Consider the following 18,624-nt stretch of genomic DNA (forward strand, 5'->3'; position numbering starts at 1 on the left):
AGGCGGCCTCCGCTGGACGAGCGTCTGCTATCGTCCGCGCGCCCCATGGCCTCTCGTTCGTTCGCGCTCCCGCTGTGCTTCGTGTTGCTCGTGCTCGCCGCGCCGGCACGGGGGGCGGTGGTGCGCCGGGAGTTGCCTCCGCCCGAAGCCGTCATGGCGACGCTGCGGCAACTGGAGACGGCCCGGGCACGCGGCCGCGCCAGCGCGATGGAGAGCGAACTGGAGGCGCAGTCACGGGCGCGGCCCGGGGATTTGATGCCGCGCATGTACCGGGCGTGGCTCAGCTTTCCCTCGGACGCGTGCTGGAACGAGCTGAAGGCGCTCTCCACCCTGGACCCGGAGAACCCCTGGCCCTTCGTGGGCATGGGGCTCATCTACGTGCGCTGGGGGCTCTTGGCGGAGGCGCGTCCGCCCATCGCCGCCGCCTTGAAGCAGGCCCCGGGTTTCGCGCCGGCGCTGTGGGCGCAGGGCGTGTTGCTCCAGGCGGAGGGCAAGCCCGCGGAGGCGGAGGCCCGGCTGCGGGAGGCGCTCGCGCAGTTGGATGCGCCGCAGATTCGGACGTCCCTGGCGATGTTGCTGGCGGGGATTCCCGCGCGGGAGGCGGACGCGCGCGCGGAGCTGACGCGGACGGTGGAGGCCTGGCCCGAGCAGCCCGAGGCGCTGCGGAAGCTGGCGCAGCTGGCCCGCGCCGCCAACGACGTGCGCGCCGCGGCGACCGCAGGCGAGAAGCTGGTGGCCCTCAAGCCCCGGGACAAGGAGGCGCACCGGCTCCAGGCCGACCTGTGGCTGGCCGCCTCGGAGAAGGAGAAGGCGGCCGTTTCGCTGGAGCGCTACGCGGAGCTGGGCGGTGTGGAGCCCGCGTCGCTGGGATTGCTGGCGCGGCTGCACCGTGAGCTGGGCCGCGCCGACGCGGAGGACAGGGCCCTGGTCCGGCTCGCCGCCGCCGCGCCAGAAGACCCGGAGCCCCTGCTTCGCCTGGCCGAGCTGGCCGAGGCGCGCGGAGACTCCACGGCGGCCGAAGCCCACCTGGTGAAGGCTTCCAAGCGAGCGCCCGCCCGCGCCGACATCCACGTGCTGCGTGCCCGGTTGGTGTTGAAGCAGGCGCGTCACCAGGATGCGCTGGCCGCCTACCGCGCGGCGCTGGCGGCGCCCGAGGGCCAGGTCGCCGAGGCCGAGCGCGAGGCCGCTGCGCTGGTGCGCCACTTCCGGTTGCCGTCCCAGCCCGCGCGAGGCACGCAGGAGCAAATCTACAACCGGGTATCCATGGGCCTGGTCGCGCTCTACATGAACCGGCTCCAGGAGACGCCGGGCATCAAGGGCAACCTCAAGGTCCAGGTCCAGGTGGACGCTTCCGGCCGAGCCACCGGCGTGACGGTGCTCTACGACAGCCTCAACGAGGCGGTCATCGCCGGCCACGCCCACTTCGCCTTCCTGGACGCGCAGTACCCGCCGGGGCCCGACGCGCCCGTGTTCCAGTACGTCTTCCGCCCGCCGAAGTGATGCGTCGCGGACCCGGCCGCGCCAATCCTGGCTCGGCCGGGCCGGTGGTCGCGGTGACTTCTTACGGATTGCGCTGCTCGTACTCGGTGCCGCTGCCGCCGTAGCCCTGCACCTGGCTGCGCATCCGCTCCCAGGTGGCGCGGGCCTGCTGCTCCTGGCGCTGGCTCGACTGGAGCTTGCGCTGAGACTCCTCCAGCTTGCGCTGGGCGTCCGCCGTGGCGGAGGCGAAGTCGGCCTCGGACAGGTCCTGGGCGCGCACGTCCTGGTTCTCCTTCAGGGCCTCGTATTCGGCCTGTCGGAGCTTCGCGTCAGCCACCGCCAGCTCGTTCTCCCGCAGCTCCTTCTGGGCCTCCATCGTCTTGATGGCCTGCTCGCGGTACTTCACCTGCGCCTGGGCCGCGCGCAGGCCGGAGTCCGCGCCTTGGAGCTCGGACTGCGCCTGGGTGATGTTGCTGCTCTGGCCGGTGGCTCTGGCGGCCTTCAGCGCGGCGTCATGCGCGTCCCGGCGGGCCTTGGCCGCGTCCTCATTGCGCTTGGCCACCTCCAGCTCCCGGTTGGCGTCATTGACGGCCACCTCGGAGCGGGTGACCGCGTCCTGCGCCATGCGCCGCTGCGACTGGGCATCCCGCACGTCGCCCAGCTGGTCCTCTGGCACCCGGGCGAGCCACGCCTCGTCCACCTTCGCCGAGCGCGTCGAACTGCACCCGACGCTGGCCACCGACAGGGCCGCTCCCATCATCACGCCCGCAAAAACCCGACGCCTTCTCGATTGAAACATGCTCCGTCTCCTCTCGTGTGCGCGTGTTGCCTGCAAAGACGGTAGTCACGCGCCGCTGGGGAGGCAGACGGCAGGGAGGCGTGGCGAGGTGCCGCCCCGACGGGGATGGGCGCGAGCGCCTGCCCGCACGCTCGCCCCGCCCGGTGAGGACGGTCAGCGCTTCTCCAGGACGACGGCGTAGAACTCGATGCCCACGCCCTCGCGGTCCTCGTCGGTGATGTGCTCCGGGGGCAGCCCGAGGAACTCGCGCACGGGCAGCACGCCGGTGGCGTCCCGGGCCCAGGGGCCACACAGGTCCAGGTACTCGGGCAGGGAGTAGAGCTGGAAGGACTCGCCCATCTGCCGGAACATGCCGACGAATTGCTCCCACTTCGGGGTGCTGAGGTCCGGTGACTTCGTCTCGAAGGTGGTGAACAACTTCGAACCCGGGGCTGCCCAGTCGTACAGGTCGCGGAAGAACTGGCGGTTCTCCTCGGCGGACAGGAACACGGTGATGCCGTTGGCGCCGAAGGCGACGCGGCGCTCTCCCCCCAGGAAGGCACTCACGTCGGGCCGCCGCAGGAAGGCGCCCGCCTGGCGGATGTCGCATTCCATGTAGCGCACGCGAGGCGTGTCCCCCAGCAGATGGTGGGCCGTGGTGATGGTGAGCGGGTTGACGTCGCTGTAGAGCACGCGGGCGTCTGGCAGCACGGCGTGGACATGGTCTCCGGTGGGCAGGCCTGACGCGAAGTCCACCCAGTGGTGGAAGCCGTCTGCCGCCAGGCGCTGCGCGGCGGTGCGCAGGCAGGCGCGCAGCATGCGCACCCACTTCCGGGTGGAGGGCACCAGCGAGAACATGTACTCCGCCGCCTGCCGGTCGGCTTCGAAGTGGTGCGTGCCTCCCAGCGTGTAGTCGTAGATGCGGGCGGCGTTGGGGACGTTCGGGTTGACGCCCGGGATTCGGGCGAGCGCTTCGGTATCCATGCGGTCAGGGCCTCCAACGTTTCGACGGGGTCTACGGCGTGGGACGCCCCATCGTATGCGCCGGGCGTGATTCCCCGCGCCTCGGGTGATTCCCGCCAGCACGGATGGGCGCCCTGGACGGGGATGGTACAGTCGCGGCCACCGCATGGCTCTTCTCCCCGCGTCTCGTCTGGATGTGCTTCGCGCTGCCCTCCTCGTGTTGGTGACGAGCTGCGCCACCTTGGTGCTGGAGCTGGCCGCCGCCAGGCTCCTGGCGCCCTTCATCGGGGCTTCGCTCCACACGTGGACGAGCATCATCGGCGTGGTGCTCGCGGGCATCAGCCTGGGCAGCTACGCCGGCGGCCGGCTGTCGGAGCGGGGCGCGTCGTTCCGGTGGCTGGCGGGCCTCACCGCGCTGGGGGCGGTGCTGGCGCTCCTGCCGCTGGGATGGGTGGCCGTGCTGGGGGATGGCGCCGCGCTGCGGCCCATTCCCGTGCTGCCGCGGACCTTCCTGCTCACGTTCCTGGGCTTCTTCCCCGTCAGCTTCGTGCTGGCCATGGTGACGCCGCTGGCGCTCCGGCTGCTGCTGCCGGACCTGTCGCGCGCGGGGCGCATCGTGGGCCTGCTGTACGCGCTGGGCACGCTGGGGAGCCTCGCCGGCAACTTCCTCACGGGCTTCGTGCTGCTGGCGTGGTTCCCCGTGCCCACCATCGTCCTCACCGTGTCGGGCGCGCTGCTGCTGTGCGCGCTGCTGGCGCTGCCCAAGGCCTCCGTGTCCGCGCCGCCCGTGGAACCGGTGTCCGCCGTGGCGGCAGCGGACGCCGCGCCGTCCTCGACAGGCGTGGACCTGCGCACCCGGCCCGTGCTGGCGTGCTTCCTGGTGGCCAGCGCCAGCTTCTGCACGCTCGCCATCGAGCTGGCGGCCAGCCGCATCCTGGCGCCCACCGTGGGCGTCTCCCTGTTGAGCTGGACCGGCATCATCGGCGTGGTGCTGACCGGCATGGCGCTGGGCAACTTCGTGGGCGGCCACCTGGCGGACCGGTGGCCCCGGCAGGAGGTGCTCGCCGGCTCCATGCTGCTTGCGGCGGCCAGTTGCCTGCTGATTCCTCCCATCCACCAGTGGCTGGTGCTGAAGGGCCACTTCGACGGCCTGGGCCTGCAGGCGCGCATCGTCGCGTACACGGCCGCGGTGTTCCTGCTGCCGGTGACGGCCCTGGGCACGCTGTCACCCCAGGTGCTCCGGCTGGCGCTGGCGGACGTGGCGCGGGCGGGGCGCACCGTGGGCCGGCTGTACGCGTGGAGCACCGCGGGCGCGCTGCTGGGCTCGTTCCTCACCGGCTGGTGGCTCATCGCGAAGGTGGGCGTCTACCCGCTGGTGATGGGGGCCAGCCTGGGCCTGGTGGCGCTGGCGGCTTTCGTGGGACAGGTGTGGCGGCGGCCCCGCTTCGTTGGCGCCACCGCGGGCACGCTCGCGCTGGCGGGGGTGTTCGGCGCGCTGGGCCTGTTCGCGTCTCCGTGTACGGAGGAGACGGACTATTTCTGCATCAAGGTCAACCAGGTGGAGCATGACGGCCGGCGGCTGCTGGCCATGCAGTTGGACCACCTGACGCACACCCTGGTGGACCTGGAGGACCCGTCGTACCTGGGCTATCCGCACGGGTACATCCATTCGGAGGTGGTGCGCCACGTGGCCGCGCGCACCGCGGAGCCCCGGGTGCTGGTGATTGGCGGCGGCGGCTACGTGGTGCCGCGCTGGGTGGAGACCTACGTCCCGCAGGTCCGGATGGAGGTGGTGGAGATAGACCCGGCCGTGACGCGCATCGCGCTGGAGCGCTTCGGCGTGAAGCCGGACACGCGCATCGCCTCCTTCAGCCTGGACGGGCGGCAGTTCCTCCAGGAGATGGCGGAGCGCGGCGCGTACGACTTGATTGTCCAGGACGCGGTGAATGATTTGTCGGTGCCCTACCACCTGATGACGCGCGAGTACGACGTGCTGGTGCGCTCGTTGCTCAAGCCGGACGGCCTCTACCTGCTGACCGTCATCGACGAGATTCCCCGGGGCTCCTTCCTGCGCTCGGCCCTCCGGACGATGCAGGACGTCTTTCCCCACGTGGAGCTGCTCCACGACGCCCGCAGCGGCTCGAAGGGGCAGGGTGTCTACATCGTCGCGGGCTCGGCGCGGCCCATGGAGCTGGAGCGCCTGCCGGAGCTGCTGCGCGGCCTGGGCATTGAACAGCCGCGCACGGGCCGGGTGCCTCGCGCGGAGATTGACGCCTATCTGGCCGCGGGCCCCGCGCTGCTGCTCACGGATGACTTCGCGCCAGTGGACAACCTGCTCGCGGAGCTCTTCCTCCTCCGTGAGCAGGTCGCGCCGTAGCTCAGCGCTTCACGGCTTCGATGATGCAGGTGCCGCCCTGGGTGGGGCTGATGCGGACCAGTTCCCAGGACGTCCGGGCCAGCAGCGACTGGAACTCGTGGGCCGTGCGCTCCCGTCCGTCCACCAGCACCAGCATGTTGAGGTCCAGCAGGGGCACGGGGGAGGGCGTCTGGTTGTCGGGCATCACCAGCTCCAGCACGAAGAGCCGGGCCCCCGAGGGCGCCGCGGCATGGATGTGCCGCAGGATGGCGAGGGAGGAGTCCTCATCCCAGTCGTGGAGGATGTGCTTGAGCAGGTAGGCCTCGGCGGAGGGGAGCCCCGGCTCGAAGAAGCTGCCGCCCACCAGCTCCACCCGTCCGGTGAGGCCCTGGGCCTCCATCAAGGCCCTCGCGCCGTCAAGCACGTGCGGCAGGTCGAAGAGGATGCCCCGGCAGGAGGGGTTGGCGCGGAGCACCTGCGCCAGCAGCGCCCCCTGGCTGCCGCCAATGTCCGCCACGTGGGCGAAGGAGGAGAAGTCGACCTGCTGCGTCAGCTCGTGGGCCACCAGGGCGGACAGGTTGCCCATGGCCCGGGCGAAGTGCGCCGCCTCTTCGGGGTGCCTGGCGAAGTGCTCCCAGATGTCGGTGCCCAGGGCCGCGCGCACCGGGGACTTCCCGGTGCGAACGGCCTCGGTGAGCTGGCCCCACGGCAGCCAGTGGGCACGGTCACTCTGCGCGATGGCCATGTCCCGCAGCGAGCCAGGGACGTCCGAGCGGAGCCCTTCGCCCATGGGCGTCAGGGCGAAGGTCCGCTCACCCACCTCCTGGAAGATGCCCGCGGGGATGCCGCCCCGCAGCAGCCGGTACAGGCCGTCCGCGCTGACGCCGAGCTCGGCCGCCAGCGCGTCACTGCTCCGAGGCCCCTGGGCGAGCAGGTCCGCGATTCCCAGACGGGCCGCCGCGCCAATGACCTGGGTGAGCCAATAGCCACCGATTCGCTCATAGAGGAGCTGCGTGGGAAACGCGTTCCCGCCGGGGGGCTTGTCCATTCCGGGAGTCTAACAGCGCTCAAAGCCTGTCATCACCCGGGATGGCGGCAATAAACCGTGAGCCCAAGACTCCCCCGCTGCGGGCTACTTGCCCTTGCTGTAGTCGCGGCTGGCGATGACGCCCTGGACTTCCGCCAGCGCGCGGGCGCCGGAAGCGGACTCGAGCGCCTTCTCGGCGATGGTCTGGACCTGGCGCTTGGCCTCGGCCAGCTCCGTCTGGAGCGTCTGGAGCGACTGGGCCTGCTTGGTGACGGTCTCCTTGAGCGAGGAAATCTCCATGGCGGCGACGCGCTGCGCTGTCTCCGCGTCCTTGGTGGCGAGCGTGAGCTTCAGCTCCCACTCGGACTTCACCCGGTTGCCTGTCACCGCCGCGGCGGTGTCCGTCTCTTTCTTGAGCACCAGCGGGAAGTCCGCCACCTGCTTGCGCAGGTCCTCCAGCTCCTTCTCCCGCTGCTTCAGGGCGTCCTCACGGGTGGCCCAGTCCTTCTCCAGCTTCTCCTTGCGGTCGCGCTCGGTGGCGGCCTGCTGGCGCAGGGACTCGGCGAAGGCGTCCTGCTCCTTCTTGCGCTGGAGCTGGGTGTCATAGGCGTACTCCTCCTCGGCGCGCTTGCGGGCGACCTCGGTGGCCTGCCGCTCGGCGGACTGGTCCGCGGCGGCCTTCGCCCGGGTGTCCTCGATGTCCTTCTGGAGCCGCTCCAGCTCCGCCGCGAGCGCGGCCTTCTGCTTGTCGTACTCGGCCACGAGCACGTCGATGGCGCTGGCGGCCACGTCCTTGCCGTGCAGCCCGTTCAGCTCCTCCGTCTTGAGCTGGATGGCCTCGTCGAGCTGCTTGAGCTCCTCCACCAGCGAGATGACCTGCTCGTTGATGCCGGCCAGCGTCTTGTTGATGGTGAGGCCGGCCTCGGTGACCTTCTTCACGGCGGATTCGGCGGTGAGGTTGGACACGTCCGGGAGGACGTTCTTCGCGTGGGCCTCCTGCGCGTCCTGCTCCTTGGTGGAGACGATGGGCTTGCTACGCGCCTTGCGAGCGAGCTCCTCGAAGGCGGCCTTGGTGGCCTCGGTGGAGCGGTTGCGGGCGACGACGTTGCGCTTGGACGTCTTGCGAGTAGCCATGTGACTCTCCAGGTAGGGCACGGCCAGGGCAGGCCGTGAGGCCCGCGAGGGACGTGAGGGTTTCGTGGAATCGCTGGTCCCCTTTTCGGGCGACCATGAGAGAAAGATACCTGGAGGGTCTGACACGATTGGCCGGGTTTCAGGCGGCCTGGCGGGGTGCTTGGAGCCCCCAGCAGCGCCTCCGGGCGGCCTGGGCGCTGACGCTTGGGGCCACAGCGCCCTTGTCCTCGGGGCCGGGGCCCGGCTAACTCGCAGTCCCCGAAACGGCTCAAGGGAGAGCGTCAATGCAGGTCGTCAGTGTGAAGAAGGCCCTCGCGGGAGGGGTGGAGGAGGGGACGAAGGTGGAGGTCCGCGGCTGGGTGCGCACGCGCCGCGACTCCAAGGCGGGCATCAGCTTCGTCAACGTCAGCGACGGGTCGACGTTCGACCCCATCCAGGTCGTCGCTCCGAATTCGCTGCCCAACTACGAGAAGGAAATCCTGCACCTCACCGCGGGCTGCTCGGTCATCAGCCGGGGCACGCTGGTGAAGTCCCAGGGCAAGGGGCAGGCCTACGAAGTCCAGGCGGATGAAGTCCAGGTGCTGGGCTTCGTGGATGACCCGGACACCTACCCCATCCAGCCCAAGCAGCACACGCTGGAGTTCCTCCGCGACGTGGCCCACCTGCGCGTGCGCACCAACACGTTCAGCGCGATTACTCGCGTGCGTCACCGCGCGGCCATGGCCGTCCACCGCTTCTTCGACGAGGAGGGCTTCTTCTGGGTCAACACGCCCATCATCACCGCGAGCGACGCGGAGGGCGCCGGGCAGATGTTCCGCGTCTCCACGCTGGACGCGGTGAATCCGCCGCGCACGCCGGAGGGGAAGATTGACTGGCACAAGGACTTCTTCGGCAAGGAGGCGTATCTGACGGTCTCCGGCCAGCTCAACGTGGAGGCCTACGCCCTGGCCATGTCCAAGGTGTACACGTTTGGCCCCACCTTCCGGGCGGAGAACTCCAACACCACGCGGCACCTGGCCGAGTTCTGGATGATTGAGCCGGAGATTGCCTTCGCGGACCTCACCGAGGACGCGAACCTGGCCGAGCGCTTCCTCAAGTATGTCTTCAAGGCGGTGCTCGATGACTGTGCGCCGGACTTCAAGTTCTTCGAGGAGCGGGTGCAGAAGGGCGTCACCGAGCGCATGGAGAAGTTCATCAACTCCAGCTTCGAGCGCATCGACTACACCGACGCCGTCGAAATCCTGAAGAAGGCCAAGAAGAAGTTCGAGTACGCGCCGGAGTGGGGCAAGGACCTCCAGACGGAGCACGAGCGCTACCTCACCGAGGAGCACGTGGGCCGGCCAGTGGTGGTGATGAACTACCCGGAGGCCATCAAGTCCTTCTACATGCGCATCAACGACGACGGGAAGACGGTCGCCGCCATGGACGTGCTCGCCCCGGGCATTGGCGAAATCATCGGCGGCAGCCAGCGCGAGGAGCGCCTGGACGTGCTGGACCAGCGCATCCAGAAGTTCGGCCTCAAGCCGGAGAGCTACCAGTGGTACCGCGACCTGCGGCGCTACGGCTCCGTGCCGCACGCGGGCTTCGGGCTCGGCTTCGAGCGGCTCATCGTCTACATGTGCGGCCTGCAGAACATCCGGGACGCCATTCCGTACCCGCGCGTGCCGGGCTCCGCGGCGTTCTAGGCCGCGGGCCGAGTGTCCCCTCCACCGAGGGAGGGGACACCCGCCCGTTCAAGGCAGCTGGCGCTCCAGCGCGCCCCAGCGGGTCCGAATCCACTGGCGCACGTACTCGACTTCCTCCTCGTAGGAGTTGAAGTCCTGGCGCGTGGCCAGGAGGGGAAGTTGCCGTGGCCGCCCCACGGGTCATCCGGGTCGCCGAAGTCGCGGTGCTTCTGGCCCCACTTCGCCCAGTCACGCCGCGCGGAAGGCGTCCGCGTCCTTGTCGATGCCGTGCGCGGCCATCAGGCGCTTGTTGACATGGTCCGCCACCGTGTAGAGGCCGACGTGCTTGCGATTCTTGAAGCCGTTGCCGAAGACAGGCTCGGAGAACAGGTCTTCGTCCGGGAACTTCAGCGTGTGGCTGCGCTTGGGGAACACGCTGGAGGTGGCGCCCCGGTACTCGAAATGGGCGTCCGGAGGAAGGTTGTCCACGGCGAAGCGCGTGTCCGGCGCGGCGTGGCCGGTGGTACACGTCACGGTGGCGGAGATGGGCTCAGCTTCAAGCACCCAGCGGGGCTCGCCCGCGGTGGGCGCGCAGAGGCGGGTCTGCGGCGGTGGGCTGCCATCGGGCTCGCCCCCGTCCGGAGTGCCCGGACCGCCTCCCGCGTCGGGCGTCGTCCCCGCGTCCGTGCCATGGGAGGGCAGGCCCGCGTCGGGAGGCGTCCCGTTGTCAGGCGCCTCGCTGGCGGGGGCCGGAACGCCACGGCTTCCGGTGTTGCCACCACAGGCCACCAGCAGCCCCGCGACTCCCGCCAGAAACATCCTTGGAAAGCGCTTCCCGCCCACCTGGTCTCTCCCCCTCGAACGCCACGTCAGGCTCGCAGGGTTAACCATTTGGTGACGTGCCTGGCACCCCCCGCGGTGGTGACCGCTGTCGGCTCGTGGACGCCGGAGGGAGGTCGCCCAGTGCGGCCAGGACGGGGCACGCGGTGTCCGGTGGGCAACCTCCCTGGGCCAGCAGCTTCTGGATGGCGCGCTTCATCCGCTGGAGGTCCTTCACGCGCGCGTCGATGGCCTGGAGCTTCGCCGCCGCGAAGGTCTCCACCTCGGAGGGGGAGGGGATGCGCCCGTCCGACATCGCGAGGAAGGCGGCGACCTCCCGCAGCGTGAAGCCCAGCTCCTGCGCGCGCCGGATGAAGCGCACGCGCGTCACGTCCTCCGGCGTGTACTTGCGGTAGCCGCGCTGCGTCCGGCGGGGCGGGGGCAGCAGCTTGCGCCGCTCGTAGAACCGGAGCGTGGGGATGCCCACGCCCGCGGCCCGGGCCAGCTCGCTGATGCGCAGGGGGGCGGCGTCAGGCCGTCTGGGGGCGGGGCGCGTGGGCATGGGTGTTCCTCCACCACCGGAGGATGGCACCCCCCTGGACGAAGAACCACGTCAGCTCCAGCGTGAGCATGACCGCGAGGAGGCCCGTCTGGCCCGCTGCGAACGCCACGGCCATCCAGAGCGAGAAGCCGGCGCGGCCCAGGGTGTCCATGGCGCCCAGGACGGGCTCGGGACGCCACAGGCGCAGCAGGGACCACACGGTGACGATGGTGCCCATCAGGCTCACGAAGAAGAGGTGCATGGGGCCGAACTCCGGCGGCGCGGCGCCGGGCAGGCCCAGGACGACATGAAGGTCGTGCAGCTTTTCCAGGAGCCAGCCCGCCGTCCACGGTGTGGCGAAGGGGGCGGTGACGACGAGGTCGTAGAGGGCGCTGGCCTGGATGATGCGGGTGGGTTCGTTCCGGTTCATGCGCGGAACGCTACGGTCTGCACCAAGGTGCAGGGTCAAGCGCCCTTGTCTCTCAGGGCGCTAGCCGGCCTTGAGGCGCACGGAATCCACGGCGTGCTTCGCGAGCGCCTCGGCGATCTGCTCCGACTTCCACAGCGGGTCCAGGCAGGGACAGAAGTAGCCAGGGCCCGCCTTCTCGCGCACGGCCCAGGCGAAGAAGTCGCGGGCGGTGTCGTGAAGCTCCTCCGGGAGGAAGAGGGCGGAGACGTCATACTCGGTGAAGCGGAGCAGGCCTGGCACGCGCCACTCGCGCTCCCAGTCGAAGCGGTAGCTGTAGGGCGCGTTGTGGCGGTCGCCCTGGATGTCCACGAAGGGCGTCATGGACCAGATGGGCTCTTGCTGGGGTGAAGGCGCCGCGAGCGCGCGCTCCACCTGGTGCTTCAGGGCCAGGTGCGCGGGGGAGGCGTACTGGACGTACCAGACGGGGCCTCCGCCCTGGGAGAGGATGTAGCTCTTGCTGAAGCCAATGCCGTACAGGCTGCGGCGCTGGACGAGCCTGGCGAGCTGGTCCAGGGGAATCTCGCTGAAGCACACGGAGCGGTGGCGCTCGGCGACGGCGGGCTCGCGGCGGGCGATGCCGAAGCCCTCGGCTCCGGGGATGAGCGTCCGGGCGCCGAGGATGCTCATCATGTTCTGGTAGGCGTCATGACAGGGCGGTCCCGGCTTCGTGAAGTGGACCACGAAGTCAGACATGTCTCGCCACTGTGGATGCGTCTGGTAGCCGAGCATCATCCCTACTCCGCGGGCAATGTCCCGGACGGGGCAGGGGGATGCAACTCGAACGGCGCGTGGCACGCCGCGCCTGCCTGTCTTGCATTCGGGAGGACGGGGGCTGTCCGCGCGGCTATGGTGAGCGGCTTCTTGACGAGGGAACGCTCTTGGAAATCCTGCTCCGAAATGGCCGCCTGGCGCTCGCCGCCGTGCTCACCCTGGCCCTGTCGCCCATGGCCCTGGCCGCCGCGGGCAGTCCGCGGCTCCAGGCCTTCTTCCAGCAGGACCTGACCAGCGCCGACTACCAGCAGAAGGTCTACTCGCGCGTCGCGGGGAAGTGGCGGCAACCCGGCGCCAAAGGCACGCCCGGTTTGGGGAAGAAGACGGTGGTCCGGGCCGTGATTGGCCGGGACGGCAAGCTCCTCTCCGCCGACGTGTCCACGGAGTCCGGGTCGAAGACGTGGGATGCCGCCGCGCTGTCGGCCGTGAAGAAGGCGGCGCCCTTCCCGCCGCTTCCGGCGAGCTTCCCCGGCGCCACGCTGGACGCCCACTTCCACGTGGCCTGGGTGGCGGCGCCGTAGCTATGGTGCGCCCATGGCGACTCCTCATATCTCCGCGGCCCCCGGTGACTTCGCTGACGTAGTCCTCATGCCTGGCGACCCGCTCCGGGCGCGTTACATCTCCGAGCGCTTCCTGGAAGGTGCCCGCGAGGTCACCACCGTGCGCAACATGCTCGGCTTCACGGGGACGTTCCGGAACCGGCGGGTGTCGGTGATGGGGCACGGCATGGGCGTCCCCTCCATCTCCATCTACGCCACCGAGCTCATCAAGACGTACGGGGCGCGCGTCCTCATCCGCGTGGGCAGCTGTGGCGCGTTGAGCACCGACGTGAAGGTCCGGGAGGTCATCGTCGCGACGGGCGCCGGCACGGACTCCAACGTGAACCGGATGCGGCTGATGGGGCATGACTTCGCCGCGGTTGCGGACTTCACGCTCGCGCGCCGGGCCGTGGAGGCGGCGGAGCGGCGCAACAAGCCGGTGCGCGCCGGACCCGTCTTCACCTCCGACCTCTTCTACCACCCGCAGGAGCAGCTCAACGCCACCCTGGCGCGGATGGGCGTCCTGGCCGTCGAGATGGAGGTCGCCGGCCTCTACGGCGTGGCCGCGGAGTCGGGCGCCCGCGCGCTGGCGCTGCTCACGGTGTCGGACCACATCATCACCGGGGAGAAGCTCACGCCGCAGGAGCGGCAGACGACGTTCGACGAGATGATTGAGCTCGCCCTGGACGTCGCCCACGCCGAGCCCACCCCGTAGCGCCTGGTTGGAGGGCAGGCGGGCAGGGGACCGGGGAAGGCCCGTCCGCTCTGAAGGTACGAGAGGGCCGCTTTCACAGCGCTTGGGGGCGCCGGGGGCGGCCAGATTTCCCGGTCGGTGCTTTGTGCCCAGCAGGATTCCGGGCCATCCTCCGCGCCGGTGCGTTACCCAATCTGGCTCCTGCTCGTCTGCGCCGGCTGTGCCGCGCGTGTCTCCCCCCATTCTGGCACCGTGCCGGCCGCCGCCGTGCGCGCCCAGGACTCCGTCCCCGTGGCCGCCGCCGAGCCGCCGCCGGAGGCTCCTCCGCTGGCGTCCGCTCCGCCCGCCGAGCCGGTGGCGGCCCCGGCTGCTTCCGAGCCCGCGGAGGGCTGCGCGCTGAGCGCGGAGGACCTGGAGTCCGAGGAGGAGGAGCTGGCCGAGGGTGAGGGCGATGACGGCGAGAAGGAGACGCCGGACGCCGTTGCCATGGGCGCCGAGCCGACGGGGCCGCTCTACTCGGCGGACATCTCCGACGAGGAGCTGGCGCGGCGGTGGAAGGATGAGATTGCGTCGCTGGGCTCCATGGCCGTGGGCTTCGCGCACAGCGGCCGGCTGGTGAACGCCCAGCAGTTCCCGAAGGGGGACGACTGGATTGTGGTCACCCCCGCGGGCGCCTGGGCCACCGAGGAGACGGTCAACTACCTGGCCGAGGCCATCCGTGACGTGCGGGCCCGCTTCCCGAACGCGCCTCCGCTCCGGGTCAACGGGATGAGCCACAAGGAGGGCGGCTACATGCGCCCCCACAAGAGCCACCAGAACGGCCGCGACGTGGACGTGGGCTTCTACTACCCGACGGTGGACCCCATCCGCACCCGCGCGCGTGAGCACGTCATCGACGTGGCCTTGAACTGGGAGTTCATCCGCTCGGTGCTGGTGAAGACGGACGTGCAGATGATTCTCGTCGACCGTCGCGTGCGGAAGGTCATCTACGACCACGCGGTGCGCGCGGGCGAGGACAAGGCGTGGTTGGACTCGATTTTCAATGACGGCCCCACGGGCGTCGTCCGGCACGCTCGCGGCCACCGCGACCACTTCCACATCCGCTTCCACAACCCGCGCGCCCAGGAGCTGGGCCGCCGCGTGCAGCCGTTCCTGGCGCTCCAGCCGGAGCACAACGTGACGACGCACCGCATCCGGAACGGCGACACGCTGGGCGGCATCGCGCTCAAGTACGGGTCGACGGTGGCGCTGATCAAGAAGGCCAACCGGATGCGGAACAACTTCCTGCGCGCGGGGAACCGGCTGTCCGTGCCCCTGCGCGGGCCCTGCACGCACTGCCCCGTGCCGCCGCCGTTCGTACTGCCTGGCCGCCGCCTGCCTCCGGACGCGGTGGCCCCGGCCCCGGCGTTGGTGGCCGCGGCGTCCGAGTCCAAGGCGGAGAACGGTTGTGCGCGGCCGGAGGGGGCCGGGGCCACCGCGGCGCGGCAGGCTGCCTCCGTCATCCCCGCGGTGGGCTCGGCCTCCGTCGAGGCGGCTTCGACCGTGCTGTCCGCGGCTCCCGCGGGGGAGGTTGCGCCGATGGTGAAGCCTGCCGCGGGGACCTCCATTGACGTGGCTTCGACGGTGAAGCCCGTGAACGCCGTAAACGTGGCGTCGACGGTGGTTCCCGCCGCCACAAAGGAACAGCCCGCGTCCGCCAAGACGTCTCCGGAGGCTACGCCCGCCGCTTCGGCCGAGCAGGCCGCCGCCAGCCCGGCTCCGGCGGTGCAGCCCACCGTCGTGCCGACGCGCGAGAAGGGCGAGGGCGCCGCGGGCATCACCCACGGCCGGTGACGCGTCCTTCACCCGCCATGCAGGCTTGGGCCCCGTGTCTCCCAGGTGGTGACACGGGGTTCGTTCGTTCCGGAGTGTGGTAGGCACGGGCCGTCCATGGCGTTTCCCCCGCACAAGGGCCGCTCGCTGGCCCACAAGGCCCGTCAGCGCTCCCCCGGCCACCACTACAACGGGAGCTTCATGTCCGCCGCCGACCGCGCGGAGGCCCTGAGCTGGCTCTCAACGCTCCACCCGCTTTGGGAGGAGCGCTACTCCAAGCACTTCCCCCCGCCACCGGGGCAGTCCCAGCGGAGGCTGTTGCGGCCGGTGTACTGGCTGGGCAACTGGCAGTTCGCGTGCCTCGACTACTACCACCCGCCCAAGGGCATCCTGAACCGGTGCGTCCAGGCCGAGCCCTTCCCGCCGGTGCTCCAGCGCCAGGTGGCGAAAATCGAGGAGCTGGCGCGGCGGATGTACCGCGGGCCGGACATGCCTCCCCGCTGGCACCTCAACACCTGCCTGGTGAACTTCTACGGCAGCCGGCTGGAGGACGGGCGCTGGGTGGACACCGCCCGCGTGGGCGAGCACAAGGACTTCGAGCCGGGCCCCGTGGCCTCGCTGTCCTTCGGTGAGCGTGCCCTCATCCAGTTCGTCACCTCCTCCCGTCCGGGCGAGCGCGACGCGGTGGTGCTGGAGCAGTGGCTGGATGACGGCTCGCTCCAGCTCTTCGGGGGCGCGCGCTGGAAGGAGCAGACGTTCCACCGCGTGCAGCGGGTGGACACGCGCACGGGCAAGACGCTGGCCCCGGAGCTGTCGGACTTTCGCACCCGCCGCATCAACCTGACGTTCCGCTACGTGCCGGACGAACACGTCATTCCGTTCGCCGCGCTCTCCCCCGAGGCGCGCGAGGACGTGCGGCCCTACATGGCGCGGCTGGCCCAGGGCAGCGCCTTCTTCCGCGATGCCCTCGCGCGCGAGGCGCCGGGCACGCCAGCCTGACGCAAGGCCGCCCCGCGCCTACGAGCGGCGCTTGCCATGCGAGCGCGCGTGCCGGCCCGGTGCCTGGTCCGGCGTGCGCTTCGACTGCCCGTGGTCCTGCTGCGGAGGGCCCGGGTCCTTCTGCGCGGAGAGGAAGCTCTCCCACGCCTCCTTGAAGACGGGGTCCTCGCGCGGCACCTGGACGCGGGGAATCTCCGAGCGCATCAGGTGCTCGATGCGCGTGATGACCTGCCCCTCGCGCGTGGTGGCGAAAGTCGATGCGATACCGCTGGCGGCGGCCCGGGCCGTGCGGCCGATGCGGTGCACGTAGTCCTCGGGCGCATGGGGCAGGTCGTAGTTGATGACGTGGCCCACGTCCTCCACGTCGAGCCCGCGCGCCGCGATGTCGGTGGCCACGAGGCAGCGGTAGGTGCCGTTGCGGAAGCCCTCCATGGCCTGCTTGCGCTGGTTCTGCGTGCGGTCCGCGTGCAGCACCGCGGTCCGGTACCCCGCGCGCTGGAGCGCCCGTTGGACCTTGTCCACGCGCTCCTTCGCCCGGGTGAACACCAGCGCCGTCGCCGAGTCCTGGGCCAGCAGGGTGAGCAGCAGCGGCGTCTTCTCCTCGGGCCGGAGGAAGTACAGCCGCTGCTCGGCGCGCTCGGCGGGCGTGCCGCTGCGGGTGACCTCCAGGCGCACGGGGTTGTACAGCCGGCTCTTGGCGAAGCGGGTGACGTCGGGCCCGAGCGTCGCGGAGAACAGCAGCGTCTGCCGGCGGCGGGGAAGGTGGGCGACGATGCGCTCGAGCTGCGGCAAGAAGCCCATGTCGAGCATCCGGTCCGCTTCGTCGAGGACGAGCGCTTCCAGGTGCGGGAAGCGGATGTCGGTGTTCTCCATCAGGTCCACCAGCCGCCCGGGCGTGGCGATGACGAAGGAGGGCAGCGTCTTCAGGGCGTTGACCTGCGCGCCCATGTCCTCGCCGCCAATGACGGCGGTGTGCGTGAGGCGGCGGGGCTCCGCGAAGAAGCGCACCGGTTCGGCGATCTGCTGGACCAGCTCACGCGTGGGGGCCAGCACCAGCGCGAGCGTGCCCTTCTTGCCCGCGAGCCGTTCCACCAGGGGGAGGACATACGCGGCCGTCTTGCCCGTTCCGGTGGCCGCGCAGCCGATGACATCCCTGCCGTCGAGTGCTGGAGGGATGGCCTGCTGCTGGATGGGGGTGGGCTGCGTGAAACGCGCGCGGCGCAGGGCGCCCAGCGTCTCCCGCGAGAGGCCCAGTTGTTCAAAGGAGTCGCTCACGGCTTGGGGGTACCACGTCGCGAGGCCTCGTGGGAAAGGGCCTCGCGGGGCAGGCGCCGTGATTCCCGCCCGCCAGGAGGGCATGATGGCCGGATTGGAACACCTGATGCCCTTCACGCCGCTGCCAGTGGTCCTGGATACCAACGTGGTCCTGGACCTCTTCGTGTTCGATGACCCCTCCACACGCCCGCTGGCCGGGGCCCTCGCCGCGGGGACGCTGACCGCCTGGACGGACACGGACACGCTGGCGGAGCTGGGCTACGTGCTGGCCTCGCGCAACTTCCAGCCCGGCCTGGGCGCGCCAGAGCGGACCGCTGCGTTCGAGCGCTACCGGGCCCAGGTCCACATGGCACCGTCCGCCGAGTCCGTGCCCACGCCGTCATTGCCCCGCTGTCGGGACAGGGACGACCAGAAGTTCCTGAGCCTGGCCGCGCGAGCCGGAGCGGCGTGGCTGGTGAGCAAGGACAAGCGGGTGCTGTCCATGGCGGACCGTGCGGGCCTGTCTTTCGCCATCCTCACGCCCCGGCAGGCCGTGGCCCGCCTACCACCCAGGGGGTAGATACACGCCGCCCGCTCCGGAACATCTTTCGCGTCGAGCTGCACCTGCACTCGATTCCCAAGCGAGAGAACATGTTCCGGATTGCGATGCTCGTAGCGCTGGCCCTGTCCATCCTCGTTGCCTGCGGTGGAGATGACGACAACCCCGGCGGCACGCCGCAGAAGGTGGACTGCAACACCTCGAACTGCGCCGGCTGCTGCTTCAACAATGTCTGTCAGACGGGGACGTCGACCTCGGCGTGTGGCAAGGCAGGGGCCGCGTGCCAGGCGTGTGGCACCGCGCAGGTGTGCAAGGTGGACCAGGCCTGCGGCGTGGACCCGGAGGGTGTCTGGCGCGTCCAGCCCGTCTCCGCCCAGGTGGCCGCCAACAACAATGGCTCGGCGTGGGACGCGGACAGCTCACCGCCGGACGTGTTCGTTGAGATGGCGTGTCCGGGGGCCACCTCCGCGTTCAGGACGCCCGTGGTGCAGAGCACCTCGCCTACGTGGACCACGGGGGGGTGTACGGCGCGCGCGAGCCAGTTGATGGCGGAGGGGTGGGCCTTCCGTCTCTGGGATGAGGACCTGGCGTCCCACGACACCATCACCGGCGCCCTGGTCACGCGCTTCACCGAGCAGCACTTCAGCGCGGGGACCGTCTCGTTCGGCGCGTCCGGCGGCATGACGTCACTGACGGTGCAGCTCCAGAAGCAGCCCTGAGCGCGGGGTTGAAGCGCTCACGGCGGACCCGGAGGTGGTCTCCGGGC

Annotated in this window: 19 protein-coding genes; 9 read left to right on the plus strand and 10 right to left on the minus strand. The window is 70.5% G+C overall.

Translation table 11 applies throughout. From position 1 onward, the window contains the following. The first annotated feature begins 45 nt into the window (after positions 1 to 45). Entirely contained in the window at positions 46 to 1,500 is a 1,455-nt protein-coding gene (locus tag KGD87_RS00590; protein ID WP_284665645.1) for a tetratricopeptide repeat protein, read from the plus strand. Between the two features lie 61 nt (positions 1,501 to 1,561). On the opposite strand, the gene KGD87_RS00595 is transcribed toward KGD87_RS00590, so the two are convergent. Together KGD87_RS00595 and KGD87_RS00600 are read right to left on the minus strand one after the other, a co-directional pair. Further along, a complete protein-coding gene (locus tag KGD87_RS00595) occupies positions 1,562 to 2,239 on the minus strand; it encodes a hypothetical protein (RefSeq protein ID WP_284665646.1) in 678 nt (225 codons plus the stop codon). Positions 2,240 to 2,431: 192 nt separating this feature from the next. Continuing rightward, positions 2,432 to 3,241 (minus strand): SAM-dependent methyltransferase, encoded by an 810-nt coding sequence (locus tag KGD87_RS00600; protein ID WP_284665647.1) that lies wholly within the window; start codon positions 3,239 to 3,241, stop codon positions 2,432 to 2,434. Positions 3,242 to 3,386: 145 nt separating this feature from the next. On the opposite strand from KGD87_RS00600, the gene KGD87_RS00605 reads away from it, so the two are divergent. Further along, entirely contained in the window at positions 3,387 to 5,597 is a 2,211-nt protein-coding gene (locus KGD87_RS00605; protein ID WP_284665648.1) for a fused MFS/spermidine synthase, read from the plus strand. A gap of 1 nt (position 5,598) precedes the next feature. On the opposite strand, the gene KGD87_RS00610 is transcribed toward KGD87_RS00605, so the two are convergent. After that, positions 5,599 to 6,624, minus strand: coding sequence for a methyltransferase (locus KGD87_RS00610; protein WP_284665649.1), 1,026 nt, complete (start codon positions 6,622 to 6,624; stop codon positions 5,599 to 5,601). Positions 6,625 to 6,708: 84 nt separating this feature from the next. Further along, positions 6,709 to 7,737 (minus strand): coiled-coil domain-containing protein, encoded by a 1,029-nt coding sequence (locus KGD87_RS00615; RefSeq protein ID WP_284665650.1) that lies wholly within the window; start codon positions 7,735 to 7,737, stop codon positions 6,709 to 6,711. A gap of 284 nt (positions 7,738 to 8,021) precedes the next feature. Between KGD87_RS00615 and asnS the strand changes: the two genes are divergently transcribed. Next, positions 8,022 to 9,422, plus strand: a complete 1,401-nt coding sequence (gene asnS, locus KGD87_RS00620; protein WP_284665651.1) for an asparagine--tRNA ligase — start codon at positions 8,022 to 8,024, stop codon at positions 9,420 to 9,422. A 48-nt stretch (positions 9,423 to 9,470) separates the two neighbouring features. Here asnS and KGD87_RS00625 read toward each other — a convergent pair whose 3' ends face one another. The 5 genes from KGD87_RS00625 to KGD87_RS00645 form a co-directional block, all read right to left on the minus strand. After that, positions 9,471 to 9,599, minus strand: coding sequence for a hypothetical protein (locus KGD87_RS00625; RefSeq protein WP_284665652.1), 129 nt, complete (start codon positions 9,597 to 9,599; stop codon positions 9,471 to 9,473). A gap of 51 nt (positions 9,600 to 9,650) precedes the next feature. Further along, positions 9,651 to 10,220: a hypothetical protein gene (locus tag KGD87_RS00630; RefSeq protein ID WP_284665653.1), complete on the minus strand. Its 570-nt coding sequence runs from the start codon at positions 10,218 to 10,220 to the stop codon at positions 9,651 to 9,653. 64 nt (positions 10,221 to 10,284) lie between these two features. Further along, positions 10,285 to 10,782 carry a MerR family transcriptional regulator gene (locus tag KGD87_RS00635; RefSeq protein WP_284665654.1) on the minus strand — a complete coding sequence of 166 codons (498 nt, stop codon included), beginning with the start codon at positions 10,780 to 10,782 and terminating at the stop codon, positions 10,285 to 10,287. Then, a complete protein-coding gene (locus tag KGD87_RS00640) occupies positions 10,751 to 11,191 on the minus strand; it encodes a hypothetical protein (RefSeq protein ID WP_284665655.1) in 441 nt (146 codons plus the stop codon). Before KGD87_RS00640 ends, KGD87_RS00635 begins: the two co-directional genes overlap by 32 nt. Before the next feature lie 60 nt (positions 11,192 to 11,251). Next, positions 11,252 to 11,923, minus strand: coding sequence for an abortive infection system antitoxin AbiGi family protein (locus KGD87_RS00645; protein WP_284665656.1), 672 nt, complete (start codon positions 11,921 to 11,923; stop codon positions 11,252 to 11,254). 185 nt (positions 11,924 to 12,108) lie between these two features. Between KGD87_RS00645 and KGD87_RS00650 the strand changes: the two genes are divergently transcribed. The 4 genes from KGD87_RS00650 to KGD87_RS00665 all read left to right on the plus strand — a co-directional run bounded on the left by KGD87_RS00650 (position 12,109) and on the right by KGD87_RS00665 (position 16,045). After that, on the plus strand, positions 12,109 to 12,522 hold the full coding sequence (locus tag KGD87_RS00650) for an energy transducer TonB (RefSeq protein ID WP_284665657.1): 414 nt from the start codon (positions 12,109 to 12,111) through the stop codon (positions 12,520 to 12,522). A 13-nt stretch (positions 12,523 to 12,535) separates the two neighbouring features. Then, positions 12,536 to 13,255, plus strand: coding sequence for a purine-nucleoside phosphorylase (gene deoD / locus KGD87_RS00655; protein ID WP_284665658.1), 720 nt, complete (start codon positions 12,536 to 12,538; stop codon positions 13,253 to 13,255). 117 nt (positions 13,256 to 13,372) lie between these two features. Continuing rightward, a complete protein-coding gene (locus KGD87_RS00660; protein ID WP_502887991.1) occupies positions 13,373 to 15,067 on the plus strand; it encodes a LysM peptidoglycan-binding domain-containing protein in 1,695 nt (564 codons plus the stop codon). 96 nt (positions 15,068 to 15,163) lie between these two features. Next, a complete protein-coding gene (locus tag KGD87_RS00665; protein WP_284665660.1) occupies positions 15,164 to 16,045 on the plus strand; it encodes an alpha-ketoglutarate-dependent dioxygenase AlkB in 882 nt (293 codons plus the stop codon). A gap of 18 nt (positions 16,046 to 16,063) precedes the next feature. Here the strand turns inward: KGD87_RS00665 and KGD87_RS00670 are convergent, their stop codons facing one another. Further along, positions 16,064 to 17,320: a DEAD/DEAH box helicase gene (locus KGD87_RS00670; protein ID WP_284665661.1), complete on the minus strand. Its 1,257-nt coding sequence runs from the start codon at positions 17,318 to 17,320 to the stop codon at positions 16,064 to 16,066. A gap of 82 nt (positions 17,321 to 17,402) precedes the next feature. Here KGD87_RS00670 and KGD87_RS00675 point away from each other — a divergent pair, with 82 nt between their 5' ends. Together KGD87_RS00675 and KGD87_RS00680 are read left to right on the plus strand one after the other, a co-directional pair. After that, positions 17,403 to 17,879: a putative toxin-antitoxin system toxin component, PIN family gene (locus KGD87_RS00675; protein ID WP_284665662.1), complete on the plus strand. Its 477-nt coding sequence runs from the start codon at positions 17,403 to 17,405 to the stop codon at positions 17,877 to 17,879. Positions 17,880 to 17,950: 71 nt separating this feature from the next. Then, positions 17,951 to 18,577 (plus strand): hypothetical protein, encoded by a 627-nt coding sequence (locus KGD87_RS00680; protein WP_284665663.1) that lies wholly within the window; start codon positions 17,951 to 17,953, stop codon positions 18,575 to 18,577. Positions 18,578 to 18,624: the final 47 nt, after the last annotated feature.

This window comes from Myxococcus sp. SDU36 (genome assembly GCF_030168875.1).
Classification (GTDB): Bacteria; Myxococcota; Myxococcia; order Myxococcales; family Myxococcaceae; genus Myxococcus; species Myxococcus vastator.